Source organism: Lysobacter soli (assembly GCF_009755585.1).
Classification (GTDB): Bacteria; Pseudomonadota; Gammaproteobacteria; order Xanthomonadales; family Xanthomonadaceae; genus Lysobacter_J; species Lysobacter_J soli.
In genome coordinates, this window is the sequence record NZ_CP046603.1 from 2,182,208 (window position 1) to 2,199,329 (window position 17,122).

Annotated in this window: 15 protein-coding genes; 12 read left to right on the top strand and 3 right to left on the bottom strand. The window is 67.0% G+C overall.

Annotated elements, in window-relative coordinates; genetic code table 11:
• The first annotated feature begins 10 nt into the window (after positions 1 to 10).
• The 9 genes from GOY17_RS09755 to GOY17_RS09795 are packed head-to-tail and all read left to right on the top strand — an operon-like array spanning position 11 to position 9,822.
• Complete coding sequence (locus GOY17_RS09755; RefSeq protein ID WP_198173637.1) at positions 11 to 1,684, top strand: methanol/ethanol family PQQ-dependent dehydrogenase; 1,674 nt, start codon at positions 11 to 13, stop codon at positions 1,682 to 1,684.
• On the top strand, positions 1,662 to 2,240 hold the full coding sequence (locus GOY17_RS09760; protein ID WP_157030253.1) for a c-type cytochrome: 579 nt from the start codon (positions 1,662 to 1,664) through the stop codon (positions 2,238 to 2,240). The genes GOY17_RS09755 and GOY17_RS09760 overlap by 23 nt, the downstream gene beginning before the upstream one ends.
• Positions 2,237 to 3,229: a cytochrome c oxidase subunit II gene (coxB, locus tag GOY17_RS09765; RefSeq protein ID WP_157030254.1), complete on the top strand. Its 993-nt coding sequence runs from the start codon at positions 2,237 to 2,239 to the stop codon at positions 3,227 to 3,229. The genes GOY17_RS09760 and coxB overlap by 4 nt, the downstream gene beginning before the upstream one ends.
• Positions 3,226 to 5,115, top strand: coding sequence for a cytochrome c oxidase subunit I (ctaD, locus tag GOY17_RS09770; RefSeq protein WP_198173638.1), 1,890 nt, complete (start codon positions 3,226 to 3,228; stop codon positions 5,113 to 5,115). Before coxB ends, ctaD begins: the two co-directional genes overlap by 4 nt.
• Positions 5,112 to 5,720, top strand: coding sequence for a cytochrome c oxidase subunit 3 family protein (locus GOY17_RS09775; RefSeq protein ID WP_157030256.1), 609 nt, complete (start codon positions 5,112 to 5,114; stop codon positions 5,718 to 5,720). The genes ctaD and GOY17_RS09775 overlap by 4 nt, the downstream gene beginning before the upstream one ends.
• Positions 5,711 to 6,049, top strand: a complete 339-nt coding sequence (locus GOY17_RS09780; RefSeq protein WP_157030257.1) for a hypothetical protein — start codon at positions 5,711 to 5,713, stop codon at positions 6,047 to 6,049. Before GOY17_RS09775 ends, GOY17_RS09780 begins: the two co-directional genes overlap by 10 nt.
• Before the next feature lie 29 nt (positions 6,050 to 6,078).
• Positions 6,079 to 7,872 (top strand): PQQ-dependent catabolism-associated beta-propeller protein, encoded by a 1,794-nt coding sequence (locus GOY17_RS09785; RefSeq protein ID WP_198173639.1) that lies wholly within the window; start codon positions 6,079 to 6,081, stop codon positions 7,870 to 7,872.
• The gene (locus GOY17_RS09790) at positions 7,869 to 8,678 is read left to right on the top strand and encodes a quinoprotein dehydrogenase-associated putative ABC transporter substrate-binding protein (protein WP_198173640.1); all 810 of its coding nucleotides are present in this window, start codon (positions 7,869 to 7,871) and stop codon (positions 8,676 to 8,678) included. The genes GOY17_RS09785 and GOY17_RS09790 overlap by 4 nt, the downstream gene beginning before the upstream one ends.
• Positions 8,644 to 9,822: a chemotaxis protein CheB gene (locus GOY17_RS09795; protein ID WP_157030260.1), complete on the top strand. Its 1,179-nt coding sequence runs from the start codon at positions 8,644 to 8,646 to the stop codon at positions 9,820 to 9,822. Before GOY17_RS09790 ends, GOY17_RS09795 begins: the two co-directional genes overlap by 35 nt.
• Before the next feature lie 36 nt (positions 9,823 to 9,858).
• On the opposite strand, the gene GOY17_RS09800 is transcribed toward GOY17_RS09795, so the two are convergent.
• Positions 9,859 to 10,974 carry a PAS domain-containing sensor histidine kinase gene (locus GOY17_RS09800; protein ID WP_157030261.1) on the bottom strand — a complete coding sequence of 372 codons (1,116 nt, stop codon included), beginning with the start codon at positions 10,972 to 10,974 and terminating at the stop codon, positions 9,859 to 9,861.
• 199 nt (positions 10,975 to 11,173) lie between these two features.
• Between GOY17_RS09800 and GOY17_RS09805 the strand changes: the two genes are divergently transcribed.
• Entirely contained in the window at positions 11,174 to 11,530 is a 357-nt protein-coding gene (locus GOY17_RS09805; protein ID WP_198173641.1) for a response regulator, read from the top strand.
• Positions 11,531 to 11,554: 24 nt separating this feature from the next.
• Here GOY17_RS09805 and GOY17_RS09810 read toward each other — a convergent pair whose 3' ends face one another.
• Positions 11,555 to 12,403, bottom strand: a complete 849-nt coding sequence (locus GOY17_RS09810; RefSeq protein ID WP_157030263.1) for an MBL fold metallo-hydrolase — start codon at positions 12,401 to 12,403, stop codon at positions 11,555 to 11,557.
• Between the two features lie 261 nt (positions 12,404 to 12,664).
• Between GOY17_RS09810 and GOY17_RS09815 the strand changes: the two genes are divergently transcribed.
• Both GOY17_RS09815 and GOY17_RS09820 read left to right on the top strand, forming a co-directional pair.
• Entirely contained in the window at positions 12,665 to 13,828 is a 1,164-nt protein-coding gene (locus tag GOY17_RS09815) for a ferritin family protein (protein WP_157030264.1), read from the top strand.
• Between the two features lie 15 nt (positions 13,829 to 13,843).
• Complete coding sequence (locus tag GOY17_RS09820; RefSeq protein WP_157030265.1) at positions 13,844 to 14,602, top strand: ferritin-like domain-containing protein; 759 nt, start codon at positions 13,844 to 13,846, stop codon at positions 14,600 to 14,602.
• Positions 14,603 to 14,628: 26 nt separating this feature from the next.
• Here the strand turns inward: GOY17_RS09820 and GOY17_RS09825 are convergent, their stop codons facing one another.
• Positions 14,629 to 17,118, bottom strand: a complete 2,490-nt coding sequence (locus GOY17_RS09825) for a DNA/RNA non-specific endonuclease (RefSeq protein ID WP_198173642.1) — start codon at positions 17,116 to 17,118, stop codon at positions 14,629 to 14,631.
• Positions 17,119 to 17,122 lie beyond the last annotated feature (4 nt).

Genomic DNA, 17,122 nt, shown 5'->3' on the forward strand with positions numbered 1-17,122 from the left:
CGAGTGGCCGATGGCGACGCTGGATTACGCCAACACGCGCTACAGCCCGCTGGACCAGATCCGCGGCGACAACATCGAAAACCTGCGCGTCGAGTTCACCTTCTCCACCGGAAACAATCGCGGCCAGGAAGCCGCACCCATCGTGGTCGGCGACACGATGGTCATCGTCACGCCGTTTCCCAATGTGGTGTACGCGCTCGATCTTTCGCGACCGGGCGCGCCGCAGAAGTGGAAGTTCGAACCCAAGCCGCTGCCGGCCGCGCAAGGCGTCGCGTGTTGCGACGTGGTCAATCGCGGCGCCGTGTTCTGGCAGGGCAGGTTCATCTTCAACACGCTCGACGGCCGCACCATCGCGCTAGACGCCACCACGGGAAAGCCGCTGTGGGACGTGAAGCTCGCCGACATCAACAAGGGCGAGACCATCACCATGGCGCCGATGGTGGTGAAGGGAAAGGTGCTGGTCGGCAACTCCGGTGGCGAATTCGGCGTGCGCGGCTGGCTGGTGGCGCTGGACGCCGCGAGCGGCAAGCAGGCGTGGAAGGCCTACAGCACCGGGCCGGATAGCGAGGTGCTGATCGGCCCCTCGTTCAAGCCGTTCTACGCGAGCGATCGCGGCAAGGACCTTGGCAGGACGACGTGGCCGCCCGACGCGTGGAAGATCGGCGGCGGCACCGTGTGGGGCTGGATTTCCTACGACCCCGAACTGGACCTCGTCTACTACGGCACGGGGAACGCCGGCCCGTGGAACGCCGAGCAGCGCCCCGGCGACAACAAGTGGACGGCCGGCATGTTCGCGCGCGATCCCGACGACGGGCAGGCGCGCTGGTTCTACCAGTTCAGTCCGCACGACCTGTTCGACTACGACGCCGTCAACGAAACCCTGCTGCTCGACATGACCATCGACGGCAAGCGTCGCAAGGTCCTGGTGCGACCGGAACGCAATGGCTACGTCTACGTGATGGACCGTGCGACGGGACAGGTGTTGTCGGCCGACGCGTTCTCGCACGTCAACGCCATCGAGCGCGTGGACCTCAAGACCGGCCGCGCGCACTGGAATCCCGACAAGCAACCGGCGACCGGCAAGGTGGTGCGCGAAGTCTGCCCGGGTGCGCCGGGTGCGAAGGACTGGAATCCGTCGGCGTTCTCCAGGCGCACGGGCCTGATCTACATCCCGCACAACAACCTGTGCATGGACTGGCAGACCAACGAGGTGAACTACATCGCGGGCACGCCGTACGTCGGCGCGGATGCCCGCTACTACGGCGGGCCGGGCGGCAACCGCGGTGCGTTCACCGCGTGGAATCCCTCGACGCGGAAGATCGCATGGCAGGTGAAGGAAGACCTGCCCGTGTGGAGCGGCGCGCTGGCGACCGCGGGCGACCTGGTCTTCTACGGCACGATGGACGGCTGGTTCAAGGCGGTCGATGCGCGCAGCGGCAAGGCGCTTTGGCAGTTCAAGACCGACTCGGGAATCATCGGACAACCGGTGAGTTACCGCGGCCCTGATGGCCGGCAGTACATCGCGGTGCTGTCGGGCATCGGCGGCTGGCCGGGGGCGATCGTCGTGCAGAACCTGGACACGCGCGACGTCACCGCTGCCGGCGGCTGGGGCGGCGTGCTGTCGGACCTGAAGGACCGCACCTCACCGGGCGGGACGCTGTATGTCTTCGCGCTGCCCAAGTGAGTGGTCGAAAGCCGTGGCGGCGATGGCGCTGCTCGCGCTGATCGCGGCGTCCGGCTGCGAACGCGAGCGGCGCGCGTACCACAGCGCGCCCGAAGGCACGAACCCGCGCCCTGCCCTCACCGATTTCCAGCCAGGTTCCGCGATGACGCAGACCGTCAGCGACGCCGGCATGGCGTACCAACGCAACGCGTACCACATCAACCAGGGCGCCCGCTGGTACCGCGCGTTCAACTGCAATGGCTGCCATGCGAACGGCGGCGGCGCGATCGGGCCCGCGCTGATGGACGACCAGTGGCGCTACGGCGGCACCATCGACCAGATCCACGCCAGCATCGTCGACGGACGGCCCAACGGCATGCCTGCCTGGCGCGGCAAGCTCACCGACATGCAGGCCTGGCAGCTGTCCGCCTACGTGCGCGCGTTGTCGGGCAATGTGTCGAAAGCCGCGGCACCGAGCCGCCGCGAGGGCATGAGCGCCACGCCCCCGCTCACACAGTTGCCCCGCCAGTCGACCGAAGCCGGCGATGCGTCGGCGCAACAGCCGCCACCGCAATGAAGACGATGCGCGGGCTCGCGATGGTCGCCGCGTTGCTGCTGGCCGGCTGCAACGGCGTGCAGTCGTCGCTGGCGCCTGCGGGCGACCAGTCGGCGGCCATCGACCACGTGTGGCAGATCATGGTGTGGACCTGCAGCACGATCTATCTGTTCACCCTCGGCGCGCTGGCGTGGGCGATCTGGCGACGCCGCACCGTGGCGGTGCGCGAAGGCGTGTCGCGCGATCCGCTGCTGTCACGCGCGTTGTTCGCATGGGTCGTGCTGGTGGTCGGGCTGCTGACGTGGTTCGTCGCGGTGAGCTTCCTCGCCGATCGACGCCTTCGCGGCGGCACGCCGGACCTGGAAATCCGCATCACCGCGAAGCAATGGTGGTGGCAGGTCGAATACCTTTCGCCGGAGCCCTCGCAACAGTTCACGACGGCCAACGAACTTCGCCTGCCGCGCGATCGCACCGCGCGCATCGAGCTGAAATCGGGCGACGTCATCCACAGCTTCTGGGTGCCGGCGCTGAGCGGGAAGGAAGACCTCATTCCCGGCTACACGAATGCGGTCTTCCTCACGCCGCGCCGCGACGGCACGTTCCGCGGCCAGTGCGCGGAATTCTGCGGCCTCCAGCACGCGCACATGGCGCTGGACGTGCAGGTCACAGACGAGGCGACGTTCCGCGCGTGGACGGCGAAGCAGCTCGCGCCGGCGCCCTCGCCCTCCAGCGCGACGGCCCTGCGCGGTGCCGAAGTCTTCAACCGCACCGCGTGCGCCACCTGCCACACGGTGCGCGGTACGCCGGCGGGCGGCCGCGTCGGACCCGACCTCACGCATCTGGCAAGCCGCCGCACGCTCGCCGCCGGCGCGTTGCCGATGGAGCGCGACGCGATGGCGAAATGGCTCGACGATCCGCAGCACCCCAAGCCCGGGAACCTGATGCCGGCGGTGCCGCTGTCGAAGGACGATTCGTCCGCGCTCGTCGATTACCTGATGGGGCTGAAGTGAGCACGCACGTGGACAGGCTGTCGCGGAGCTGGGCAGACAGGCCGGGCTTCATCGGATGGCTGACCACGGTCGACCACAAGCGCGTCGCGCATCGCTACATCGTGACCGCGCTGGTGTTCTTCGCACTCGCCGGCGTGCTCGCGCTGATCATGCGCACGCAGCTGGCAACGTCCGAGAACCGGCTCCTCGGCCCTGACCAGTACAACCAGATGTTCTCGCTGCACGGCTCGGCGATGATGTTCCTGTTCGCGGTGCCGATCATGGAAGCCGTCGCGGTGTACGTGGTGCCGCTGATGGTCGGCACGCGCAACATCTCGTTCCCGCGATTGAACGCCTTCAGCTACTGGGTCTACCTGTTCGGCGGCGTGATGATCTTCATTGCCTTCGTGCTCGACATCGGGCCGGAAGCCGGCTGGACGGGCTACGTGCCGCTCTCCTCGTCCGACTTCTCGCCCGGAAAGCGCACCGATTTCTGGGCGCAGATGATCACCTTCACCGAAGTGGCGGCGCTGTGCATCGCGGTGGAGATCGTCGCCACCGTGATGACGATGCGCGCGCCGGGCATGACGCTGTCGCGCATCCCGCTCTTCGTCTGGTCGATGCTCGTCACCAGCTTCATGGTGATCTTCGCGATGCCCGCGGTGATGCTCGCCAGCACGTTCCTGATCACCGACCGGCTGGTGGGAACGCAGTTCTACAACCCGGGCGAAGGCGGCGATCCGCTGCTGTGGCAGCACCTGTTCTGGTTCTTCGGACATCCGGAGGTGTACATCATCTTCATGCCTGCGCTGGGGATGATCTCCAGCATCGTGGAGACCTTCTCGCGCCGGCCGATCTTCGCGTACACGCCGATGGTGATGGCGCTGGTCGCCACCGGATTCCTCGCGTTCGGCCTGTGGGTGCACCACATGTTCGCGGCCGGCCTGCCGCCGGTGGGCAACAGCTTCTACACCGCGGCGAGCATGCTCATCGCCGTGCCGAGCGGCCTCCAGATCTTCTGCTGGATCACGACGATCGCCACCGGCCGGCCGCGCTACGCCGTGCCGATGCTGTTCGTGATGGGCTTCTTCGCGCTGTTCGTGCTCGGTGGATTGACTGGCGTGATGCTCGCCTCGGTGCCGCTGGACCTGCAGGTGCACGACACCTACTTCGTCGTCGCGCATTTCCATTACGTGCTGATCGGCGGCGCGGTGTTCCCGCTGATGGGCGCGCTGTACCTGTGGTTCCCCAAGATCACCGGACGCATGCTCGGCGAAACGCTGGGGCGCTGGCAGTTCTGGCTCTTCTTCATCGGCTTCAACGTCACGTTCTTCCCGATGCACTACCTCGGGCTGATCGGCATGCCGCGACGCGTATACACGTATCAACCGGGCCTCGGCTGGGACGTCTACAACTTCATCGCCACGCTGGGTTCGTACCTGATGGCGGCCAGCGTGCTGGTGTTCGTCTTCAACGTGTGGCGCTCGCTGCGCCGTGGCGAACCCGCATCGGACGATCCCTGGGGTTCGCCGGACCTGATGTGGGCCACCACCTCGCCGCCGCCGTCCTACAACTTCGTGCACACGCCGGTGGTGACCGGACGCCATCCGCTGTGGTTGAACGCCGAGGCCGATCCGCGCCCCGATCTTCCGGTGATCGCAGGCGTGCGCGACGACCGCCGCGAGGTGCTGCTGAGCACGCCGGTCGATGCGATTCCGCTGTGCCGCTGGTCGATGCCGGATCCGTCGATCTGGCCGCTGTGGTCCGCCGTGGCGCTGACGGTGGTGTTCGTGTGGTCGATCTTCGACCAGTGGGGCGTGGTCTGGGGCGCGATACCGGCGGCGATCGCCTTCACCATCTGGTTCTGGCCGAAACGTTCCGACCGCAGCCAGGAGTCGGACGAATGAAACGCCAGCCGCGGATCGTCGGGGATGTCTCGAAGCTGGACGATTACGCCTTCGGCTCAGGCACGATCAGCTGGTGGGGCGTGACCGGCTTCATGCTGATCGAGGGTATGGGGTTCGTGCTCGCGATCGGCGCGTACTACTACCTCATGCACAACGAGGTGCAGTGGCCGCCGTCCACCGACCCGCCGCCACTCTTCTGGGCGACGGTGTTCACGGGCGCGCTGGTCGCCACGGAGATTCCCAACGTCTGGCTCACGCACATGGCGAAGGCGGAGCGATTGCAGCCGGTGCGCTGGGGCCTGACGCTGATGACGTTGCTGGGGCTTGGCGTTCTCGCGTTGCGCGCAATGGAGATGGACGCGCTGAACGTGCGCTGGGATCGCACGGCCTACGGCTCGATCGTCTGGGCGCTGATCGTGCTGCACACCTTCCATGCGATCACCGATGTGTTCGACAGCGGCGTGCTCGCGACGCTCAGCTGGACCCACGACATGACCGGGCGCAAGTTCTCCGACGTGGCCGACAACGCGATGTACTGGCACTTCATCGTCTGGAGCTGGGTCGCGCTCTACGTCGTCATCTACTGGACGCCGCGATGGCTCTAAGCACGCGATCGGGCCGGTTCGCGCCGTGGGCGGCGTTCGCGGGGGCGATCCTCGGCGAGGCGCTGCACCACCAGGTGCTGTCGGACATGCTGCGTTTCCGCTGCGAGCTCGGCGGCCCGGCTGCGGGCGTCACCGGTGCGGCGGTCGCATGGGCGTTGATGGGTATCGGCACGTGGATCTCGTGGACGTCGGTGCGCGGCAATGACGACGACCCGCACCGGCACACGCGCCTGTTCATCGCACGCGTGGGCTGGATGATGTGCGCGCTGTTCTCCGTGGCGGTGCTTTGGCAGACGCTGGCGATGTGGGTGCTGCCGCCATGTCCCTGATCCGTCGGTGGCCCTCGGTTCTCGTTGCGATGATCGCCCCGCCTGCGTTCGCGCATGGCGAGCCCGCACCGCAGCTCGGCTGGACGTTCGATCCCTGGATCGTGATTCCGTTGCTGCTGGTGCTGGCGTGGTTCGTCGCGGGCTACGTGCGCATCGTGCGGCGTTCGTCGACGCATCGCCATCAGCGCGCCAAGGCGCTGCTGTTCGGTGCGGGATGGCTGGTGATGGCTGGCGCACTCGTCAGTCCGCTGCACGAGGCCGGCGAGCGCTCCTTCGCCGCGCACATGCTCGAACACGAATTGCTGATGCTCGTCGCCGCACCGCTGCTGGTGCTCTCGCGGCCCATCGGCATGGGGTTGTGGGCGCTGCCGCGCACGACGCGGCTGCGCCTGGCGCACTGGGCGCGCGGTCGGGGCGTGTCGATCCCGTGGCGCGTGATGAGCTCGCCCATCGTCGCCACCGTCGTGCAGGCGGCCGTGCTGTGGCTGTGGCACGCGCCCGACGCGTTCGACCTCGCCCTCGCCCACCGCGGCTGGCACGTCGTGCAGCACGTGTGCTTCGTCGTGTCGGCGCTGCTGTTCTGGTGGGCGATGCTGGTCGCGCGGCCGCAGCGGCTGGGCATCACCGTCGGCTGCCTGTTCTTCACATCGGTGGTGAGCGGCGCGCTCGGCGCATTGATGGCGCTCTCGCGCGGGCCCTGGTACGCCGGCTACAGCCGGCTCGGGCTGGACGCTTTCGGCCTGAGTCCCGCCGAAGACCAGCAGATCGCCGGCCTACTGATGTGGGTGCCCGGCGGGCTGGTGCACGCGGCGGCTGGCATCGCGCTACTGGCGCGCGGGCTTGAACGGCAGGAACTTAAGCGCTCGGGGTTCGCGGGAATCCTCGTCGTGCTCGCGTGCTTGCCGGCGATATCGCGCGCGGAAACGCTGTACGTCTCCGACGAGCAGGCCCACGTCCTCCACGTGATCAAGGCACCGGACTGGACGGACATCCGCACGATCCCGACCGGCAAGCGCCCGCGAGGCCTGCAGCTGAGCAGCGACGGCAAGTCGCTCTTCGTCGCCGTGAGCGACGACAACCGCATCGACGTGGTCGACGTCGCCAGCGGCAAGGTGACCGGCCAGCTGCCGTCCGGCCACGACCCCGAGCGGTTCTCGCTGAGTCCCGACGGTCGCTGGATGTACATCGCCAACGAGGACGACGCGAAGGTGTCGTTCGTCGATATCGCCGCGAAGAAGATCGTCGCGGAGGTGGCGGTCGGCGCCGAGCCCGAAGGCATGGCGACCAGCCCCGATGGCAGGTGGGTGATCTGCACGTCCGAGACCGCGAGCCTGGTGCACTTCATCGACGCCCGCGACCGAGTGCTCGTCGACAGCGTGATGGTGGGCACGCGACCCCGCGATGCCGTGTTCTCGCGCGACGGCCGATGGCTGTGGGTGTCGTCGGAGATGCGCGCGACGGTGGCGGTGTTCGACATGGCGACGCGCAGGGTCGCGCGGACGATCGACTTCGACCGTGCCGACGATGCGCCGATGGGCGTGCAGGCCGTCGGTCTTGCACTGACGCCGGATTATCGGCGCGCGTTCGTCGCGCTCGGTCGCGGCAACCAGGTCGCCGAGGTGGAGCCGCAATCCGGGCGGATCCTGCGCTATTTCCCCGTCGGGCAACGCACGTGGTCGATCGCGCTGTCGAAGGACGGCAAGCGCCTGTATGCCGCCGCGGGGCTGTCGGGCGACGTGACCGTGATCGATCTCGAACGCAACCGCCCGCTCGCGACGATCCGCACCGGCGGAAAACCATGGGGTGTGGAGGTCGCGAAATGAAATCGCACGTGTCGATCCTGTTGTTGCTTCTCGCCTGCGCGAACGCCGAAGCCCGGGAACTTCGCGTCTGCGCGGATCCGAACAACCTGCCCTTCTCGAATCGCGAGGGAGAAGGCTTCGAGAACCGCATCGCCGAAATCGTCGCGAAGGAGCTCGGCGCGGACCTGGTCTACACGTGGTGGGCGCAACGACGCGGCGCGCTTCGCAACACGATCCGCGTCGGCAAGTGCGACTTGGTTCCCGGCATCGCCGCCGGCATCGAAGGGCTGTCGACGACGCGCCCGTATTACCGGGCGAGCTACGTCTTCGTCGCGCGCGGCGACGGGCGGTGGGCAGGATTGAGCTCGTTCGACGATGCGCGCCTTCGCGATGCCACCATCGGCGTGCAGCTCATCGGCGACGACGGGGCCAACACGCCGCCCGCGCACGCGCTGGCACGCCGGGGCATGTACGCGAACATCCGCGGCTTCACGGTGTACGGCGACTACGCCGATGCGGCGCCGCAGTCTGACATCGTGGCGGCGGTCGCCGATGGCCGCGTCGATGTCGCCGCGGTGTGGGGGCCGACCGCGGGCTACTTCGCGCGTCGCTTTCCTTCGCTGCAACTCGCACCGGTGACGCCCTGGCTAGATGGCCCCCAGTGGCCGATGACGTTCGAGATCTCGTTCGCGGTGCGTCGGGAAGATCGCGAGCTTCGTCGCGAGCTCGACCGTGCACTGGAGCGACACGCGACGGAGATCGCACGGATCCTGGAAGACTTCGGCGTGCCGGTTGAATCGCCCGATCCCGCGACGGGTTCCAACTGACGAACCCGCTCCGGCGGCGCAACCGACCGCTCCCTCGATGCGGGTGGCTGATGAGCCCGTCACGCGCGTGCGTGCGCTCGACCGACGCCTCGCCGCGCGATTGCCGTTATCGAAATCTCACGTTCGCAACGCGATACTCGAACCCCGCACACGAGTTCCTGCGTTGAACGCATCGGCGCCCATACACCGCGACCTCATCGTCATCGGCGCCTCGGCCGGGGCGCTGCGCGTGCTGCTGCAACTCGCCGCGGAACTCCCCGAAGGGTTTCCACCGGTGCTGGTGGTGCAGCACATCGGACGGCACCTCAGCGTGCTGCCGGAACTGCTCGGCAGCGCCGGGCCGCACCGGGCGTTCCATCCGGTATCGGGGCAGAAGATCACCAACGGCACGTTCCTGATCGCGCCGCCCGATCACCACATGCTCGTGTCCGACGGAGAAATCGTGCTGACGATGGGGCCGAAGGAGAACTTCGCGCGGCCGGCCATCGATCCCCTCTTCCGGTCGGCGGCGATCGCCTACGGCCCGCGCACGATCGGCGTCGTCCTCAGTGGCCGGCTCGACGATGGAACCGCAGGTTTGCAGGCGATCAAGGCGGCGGGCGGCCTCACCGTCGTGCAGGAGCCGGACGACGCGAAGGAGCCGGAAATGCCCCGCAGCGCGCTTGCATGCATCGATGTCGATCGCGTGACCACGGGTGCGATGCTGGCCGAGGTTCTCCAGGAACTGGTGCGCGTGCCGATCACCCGACACGATGACCTGCCGCGCGCGATTCGTGCCGAGCATGCGCTCACGCTGGACCGGTCGGATGCGATGGAACGCATCGACGACATCGGCACCCGCTCCGATCTCGCGTGTCCGGAATGCGGTGGCGTTCTCTGGCAGGTCAACGGTTCCCGGCCGTGCCGCTTCCGATGCCACACCGGTCACGCGTTCTCGCTGACGACGCTCGACGATTGCCAGGCCAGCCAAGCCGACGTCGCACTGTGGGCGGCGCTGAGGGCATTGCACGAACGGCATCGCGTGCTGCTGATGATGCTTGAACTCCATGACGCGGACGACCCCGCCGTCGCGACGTGGCGCCTGGAGGAAGAGCGCGTGAGGCACCGCATCGAGGTGCTTCGGAACATGGCGGACGACGAGTGACGCGCGTTGACGAAGCGAGGCGTCAGGCGCGCGACCTCACTCGTGCGCGGGAAAGCGGACGATGAACATGCTGCCCTTGCCGAGCCCTTCGCTCTTGGCCTGCACGCTGCCGGAATGCATCTCCACGATCTTCTTCACCAGCGCCAATCCCAGGCCCAGGCCGAGCTTGGAGCCCTGCAGCTGCGGCACCGTGAACAGGTCGAAGATCTGTTCGAGTTGCGCGGTGTCGATGCCCACGCCTTCGTCCGACACCCGCACCGTCACGTCCGATCCGATGATGGTGCCGGTTACCCATATCCGCCCGGGCAGCGGCGTGTAACGCAGCGCGTTGGCGATCAGGTTCACGAAGACCTGCTGCATTCGCATGCAGTCCACGTGCATGTCGATGTCGCCCAACGGCACCAGCACGGGCACGTCGCGGCCCTCCTGGTCCATCTGCCGCAGCGCGATCTGCGCCGATCGCTCCAGCAGGTCCCGCAGGCTGCAGTCGCTGCGATCGAGCGCGAAGCTCTTCGACGTCACCTTGCTGTGCTGCATGAGATCGTCGATGAGACGCGCGGCCATGTCGACATTGCGCACGATGGTGTCGACCTGCGGAGCGCCGACCGGATCGTTCACGCGGCTGGCGAGCACCGCTGCGGACAGGCCGATTCCGGACAGTGGATTGCGCAGTTCGTGCGCCAGCAGCGCGATCGACGCCGTGAGCCCCTCGTTGATCTGCGTGGTGGCGGTGCACTGCTTCAACGCGGACTCGAGCTGCATCCTGACGTCGGTCTGGTCGCGGAAGATCTTGAGGAAGGTGTAGGCACCGACGTCGTTTCCGAGGCTGATGGTCAGCCCGGAAGCCCAGAATTTCGAACGGTCGCTGCGCAGCATCCAGCGATCGTTTCCGGAGGTTCCACGCAGGCGGGCTTCCTCCAGTTCGTGTTCCGGAATCCCCTTGCGCACGTCGGGGCGGGTGAAGAAGCGCGCCACCGGTGAATTGACGAGGTCGCCCGGCGCCTCTCCAAGGATCGTCTCCGCACCCGCATTGGCCCAGGTGATCACGCCTTCGTTGTCCATCAGCATCACCGCGTAATCGTTCGACCGGCTTGCGAACGCCCAGAGCATCTGCTGAACGGTCTGTTCGGCAGCGGACGGGCTCTCGGTCATCGCGGAATCTCCATGCGGTGGAAATACGAGTCTGCCCCTGCCCGGCGGTTCGGTACGTGAAGCTTCCGCGGGGAATCACGCGACCCATCGCACCGCATGAATGGCGGGCCCGGATGCTCCTGCCGGCGCCACGTTGCCGACGATTTCACGTTATCCCACGCCCGCGTCGTGGACACTGCGTTCACGAATGGAGAAGACGATGAAGCGATCGGTGCTGGTGGTTGACGACAACGTGTATCTGACGCGGGCCACCGCGCAGGCGCTGGAAGCGCAGGGATTGCAGGCGTGCGGAGCGATGAACGCGACGCAGGCGTTGAAGCTGGTCGCAGCGCAGGAGTTTGATGGTGCGATCATCGACGTGGACCTCAAGGGTCGCGTCGATGGCGTCGAGCTGCTGGCCGCCATCCGGGAACTTCGCCCAGGCCTCAGCGCCGTGCTGACGACGGGACACGAAACGGGCGTGGTGGATCCGCCCGAGGGCGTGATGCTGATGCGCAAGCCGTATCGCATGTCGGAGCTGGTCGCCGCGATGTTCAAGCAGGACGCGGCGGCTTAGGCGACCGCTTCCGGCGACGAGCCCCTACGATGCGGGCGCGTGCAGCGGACGCCGCGCGAGACGCTCGAACTCGACCGGGTCGTGCGAACAGAAGATGTTGATAGCGCCCTGCGCATGGTGCAGGTCGCGGAGTCGCTGCTGGTTCCGTAAACGCGCAGCGCGGTCCTTCTCCATCATCCATTGATAGAACCGCAGGCCGGGCGTGCAGCGCGGGTGCCGGTCGAGCTCGCGATGGTCGAAGAACGCATCGCCCGCAAGCAGATGCCAGCCGTCGGCGCAGAGGATGGCGACGCCCGCATGTCCGAAGGTGTGGCCCGGTAGGGGCACGAGCAGGATGTCGGGGGGCAGGCCTTGCATGTCGCGAACGCTGCGGAAGCCGAACCAGTCTTCTCCGCCCGCCTCGTCGTACACGTTCCAGTTCGCGCGCGTGGACCACTGCTGCGGACGGAAGCGCTGGCGATCGAGCCACGTCTTCTGCTGCATCGCATAGCCGCGCTCCGTCGCCATCATGTGCACCTGCGCGGACGGGAAATCGTCCAGGCCGCCGGCATGGTCGAAGTCCAGGTGCGTCAGCACGATGTGCCGCACGTCGTGCGGCTGGAAGCCGAGACGCGTGACCTGTCGCACGGCCGTCATCTGCTCGCGGAAATCCGGACTGAGCAGCGTCAGGAAGAACCGGCTCAGTCGCCCGCGCGGGTCGCGCACGTCGTGCAATCCGAGTCCTGTATCGACCAGCACGAGGCCATCGTCGGCTTCGATCAGGACGCAATGGCAGGCGAGTTCGCCGCGCTCGATGATGCCCGTCGTGCGTCCGTCCATGAGGCGGCCGCCCAACGGGCACGTCGAGATGCAGTTCAGATGATGGAGCTTCATGGTGCCGCGCCCTCCTGCGGATGCGGGCGATTGCGTCCTTGCCCGACTGCACGGCGCGCTGCCCTTCCCCATTCCACGCAAACCGCATGCCACTCACCGCCCGTGCCGCGGGCACCCGAAGCGCGCAACGCGACCTTCGCTGCAAGGCAACTCCTTCGTCGCACATGCACCTCGATGCGCGCTTAAGCGGCCTGCGCGGCGTTGCGGCGTGGCACCGATCTTGCGTGAGTGTTGGTTCGGGACTTACGGAGGAACAAACACATGGCCTTGGACCTTTCCGACATCAAGGGTTGCCCGCTGGACCGCCAGCGTTTCACCTGGCGCGAACTCGTGCAGAAGCCCATCAGCAAGCTCGACGATGACGCGTTCACGCGCGTGCGCATCATCCTTCTGAACGGGCTGGAGCTGGAGGCGCTGCGGTTCCAGCATTCCGCCGCGCGCATGAACCGTGAACTGCAGGTTCCCCTCGCGAAAGTGCGGCGCGTGGAGCATCACCAGGCTACGTGCATCAACTGGCTCATCGGCGCGGATCATTCGCCGCTGGAGACGACCATCGCCTACGAGCAGGTGGCGATCGAAGTCACCGCGGCGGTCGCGCAGCGCGAGCCCGATCCGTACCTCGCGCAGACCTACCGTTACGGCCTGCTGGAAGACTTCGACCACATGTATCGCTACTCGGCGATGCTGGACCGGCTGGAAGGCAAGGACGCCAACAACATCCTGCAGTGCTACACCGACATCCTCCCCGGCCGTCCGACGATCGTCGAACACCGCGCGCCCGAGGACGACCTGCGCACGCCGTTCGACAAGGCCACCGCCGATCCGCTGTCGAAGCTGCACGCGCTGACGATCATGTCGGCCGAGCAGCAGACGCACAATTACTACATGAACATCGGGCCGCTGTTCACCGATCCGGTGGCGCGCCTGCTCTACGCCGAGATCGCATCGATCGAGGAGCAGCACGTCACGCAGTACGAGTCGATCATCGACCCGACGCAGACCTGGCTCGAACAGTGGGTGATGCACGAGGCGATGGAGGTCTACAACTACTACGGGGCCGTGCAGCAGGAGAGCAACCCGCGCATCAAGGCGATCTGGGAACGCTTCCTCGACTACGAACTGGGCCACCTGAAGTTCGTCACCGAACTGTTCAAGCAGCACGAGCGTCGCGATATCGCCGAGATCCTGCCCGATCGCCTGCCCGACCCGATCCCGTTCGACAGCCAGCGCGATTTCGTCCGCGAGACCTTGCTGGCCGAGGTCGACATGCGCGCGATCGGCCCGGACTACATGCCCGACGGCGAAGAGAGCGAGGAGACGATCCGCTATCGCACGCACATGAATTCCGAGGGCTCGCCGACCGAAGCCGTGGCCGAACGCTATCGCTACAACCCGGGCACCGAACTCAATCGCCAGGCGGCCTGACCGCAGGAGGACACCATGCAGGATCGAATTACGCTGGGCATGAACCGCACGGGGCTGCGCACCTCGCCGATGGAGGCCGAGGCCATGCTGTCGGGCCTTCCGATGCAGGAAGACACGCCGATGCCCGAGATCGGGCTGGAAGACATCCGCGCACAGTACCTGGAGGAATCCGAACCCGTCGGCTCCATGCCGCCGCCGACGACACTCAAGGGCGTCGTGGGCACGGTCGCCGAAACGCTGTCGGGCAATCGCCTGCACGTGCTGCTAGACAAGATCGGCGAGCGCGCCGCCTACGAGCGCAGCGGCACGCGCCTGTACGACGCGATGCTGCAACGACTCGCCACCGAAACGGCGTTGCCCGAAGGCATGACGCGCGAACTCGTCGAGGAAATTCGCGATGAGGAGGCGCGCCACTTCGCGCTGTGCGTCGAGGCGATCGAAGACCTGGGCGGCGACCCGACGCTGCAGACGCCGTGCGCGGACCTCGCCGGCGTACAAGGCATGGGGCTGATGCAGGCCATCAACGATCCGCGCGCGACGCTGTCGCAGGCGTTGCAGACGCTGCTCGCCGCCGAAGTCATCGACGTTGCGTCGTGGGAGCTGCTCATCGAGCTCGCGACGCAGCTCGGTCGCGATGAACTGGTCACGCAGTTCACCGATGCGCTGACCCGCGAGAACGAGCACGTGGCGCGCGTCACCGACTGGTTGCGGCTGTCGCTGCAGGCGGATCTTTCATTGAGTGGCGATCGCGGCCAGGAGGACAGCACGACCTGAGTCACGACCTGAGTGCCTCGCAGGCATCAACGCTTCCGGGCCGTCTTCGTTGCCGACCTCCTTGAACGGTCGGTTTTCGGGACGGCCCGGCTCGTTGCAGTCTTCTTCGTACGCGACGTTTTGGAATCCGCCCTCGTCGCGGGTTTGGACGCGGCCTTCCGCGACGGCTTGCGGGTCGCCTGGCGGGGCGCCTTCTTCGACGCCGTTTTCGCACGCCCAACGCGCTTCTTCGCTGCCGCAGGATTCAGCGGGATGTCGATGCGCGAGGTGATCCTCTCGTCGCGTGCGCCGGCACGGATGTCCGCGTCGCGCACGTTCTGGCCGAAGTCCAGGCCCGTGAGGGCCTCGATCTCATCCACCGTACTCAGGAAATCCTGCACGGCATCCAGCTCGTCCATGGCTTCGCGGTCCGTCGCGCCTTCGGGCAACGCATGGATCGCCTCCAGTACGGCGGTCTGGTCGGCCAGCATCGCCAGTGAACGCAGCGTCCCCTTCTCCGCCCATACCACGACCTTCCAGAACCGCATCGGCACCTGCACCGTGCGGTAATCGGGATCGTCCTCGTCCAGCACCGGACCGGTGAAGCAGTTCACGCGCTGGTCTTCGGCGACGGCGTTGCCGAGCACGTGGTCCTCGAGCGCGCGCCACAAACGGCCGTTGCCGGAGTTCGGCAGGTCCAGGCCCTTCGCGTTGCCCTGGTTGAAGAAACCCAGTTGCGGCACGCAGTTGGTGAAGTGGAACGTGTCGGCGTCGGCCTTCAGTGCGAGCGCGTCGTCGCCCCACGACGGATCCATGCGCCGCACCAGATGCCCGCGCTGCAGGATGCGGCCGAGGCGCCCCGCATCGCGCGTGCCGAATCCCGCCACCTGCTGCGCGTCGTACAGCGCCTGGTTGGTCTGCTGGTCGAGCGCGATGCGCGCGTCCTTGTACCAGGTCTCCGAACCTTCAGCGCCTTCCATCGATTCGTTGCCGACATCGGCCGGTGTCATCGGCCGGATGTCGCCGGTCTTGCGGTTGATCTTCTTCGCGTTGCGTCCGTCGATGTTGCACGCGGTGTAGAACGCCAGCCGTCGCTGGCCATTCATGACGACGCTGAAATGGTGGTAGCGCAGCTCGAAGTCGTCGTCGCCGGGCTCCGCCTGCAGGTTCGGCGCCGCGAGGGCACGCATCGAGTCCGACAGCGCCGGCAACGGAATTTCGTGGCCGCGGATGAACTTTGGCTTGTAGCCGGAACGACGGCCGTAATCCTCGTCCGGACGCCCCGATGCTTCCGGGCCGAGCGCCGGCGGAAGCTCCGGCTTCGGTGGCGGCGGAGGTGGCGTCGACGCGCGCGCCATGTTCGGCAACTGCACGGACAGTTCCAGCGGAATGCGCCACGTCGCGCGCCCGTCGGCATCGATCTGGGGCTCGCGATGATCCGTTTCGGATGTCGCCGGCGCGCTCGCGACGGGCGCGGGAACCGGCTTGATCTCCGCCAGCGACAGCGCGTTCTCCAGCAGGTCGCGTTCGATGTGCGGCAGCGCCGCGCCCTTCTGCCGGAGGTCTTCGAGGATCACGCTGATGCGGATGCCTTCGTTGACGTCGGTCTGCAGCGGCTGGCCGTCGGCGCCCACCGTCTGCCGCCACGGGCCGCCCCAATGATGCAGCGCGACCACCTGCCACTGGTCGTTGAACACCGGCGAGCCGGACGAACCGGGTTCGGTATCGGCGATGTAATGCAGCACGTGCGATTCGCGCGCCACCAGCCGGTTCTCGCGCAGCACCAGCTCTTTCAGGCGTCCGTCGGGGTGCTGCACGATGTTCACGAATTCACCCAGCGCGTGCTTGTCGCGCGAGGACGACAACGCGCAGTAGCCGAACGCCTCCAGCGTGAACGCGCCTTCCAGCCGCTCGCCGACGGCGATCAGCGTGTAGTCCAGGTCGTCGCGCTCGTCGGTGAGGAAGAACGCGTTGGGATCCAGCTGGAAACGGCTCACCGGCATGCGGTTGCCGCGCGCGTCGGTCTGGTAGTCGAACTCGATGCACAGCGCGTCCGCCGACTCGGGCGTGGGAATGACGTGGTTGTTGGTCAGGAACAACCGGTTGGACACCATGAAACCCGACCCCTGCGGGCGGCCGTCCAGGTAGGCCACGCGCGCCACCGCACGCGCGGTCAGCACGCCGAGGTCGAGGAAACCCACCTGGATGAAGTCGAACGTGCTGCCCCAGATCTTCTCGGGCACTTCGGCCGGACGGGGCAACGCGACGGGCGCCATCGCCTCCCGTGCGCCCCTCGCGCGCGCGGTCGTGCGCTCGATGGCCTCGCGTCCACGCGCCACGGTGCGCGCGATCGTGCGCGATTCCGTCTTCGTCAACTGCGCTTTCGCGGCCAGGCGATCTTCCAGCCGCTGCTGGTCCCATTCGGCCGCCAGCGGAACGCCGTTGCGCACCGCATTGATCGAGTTGGTGACCTGCGCGACGGTGTCGGGCTGGTTCAATCGACGTAGCGCGGCCTTCTCGATGCGTTCGGTCGCCATGCGG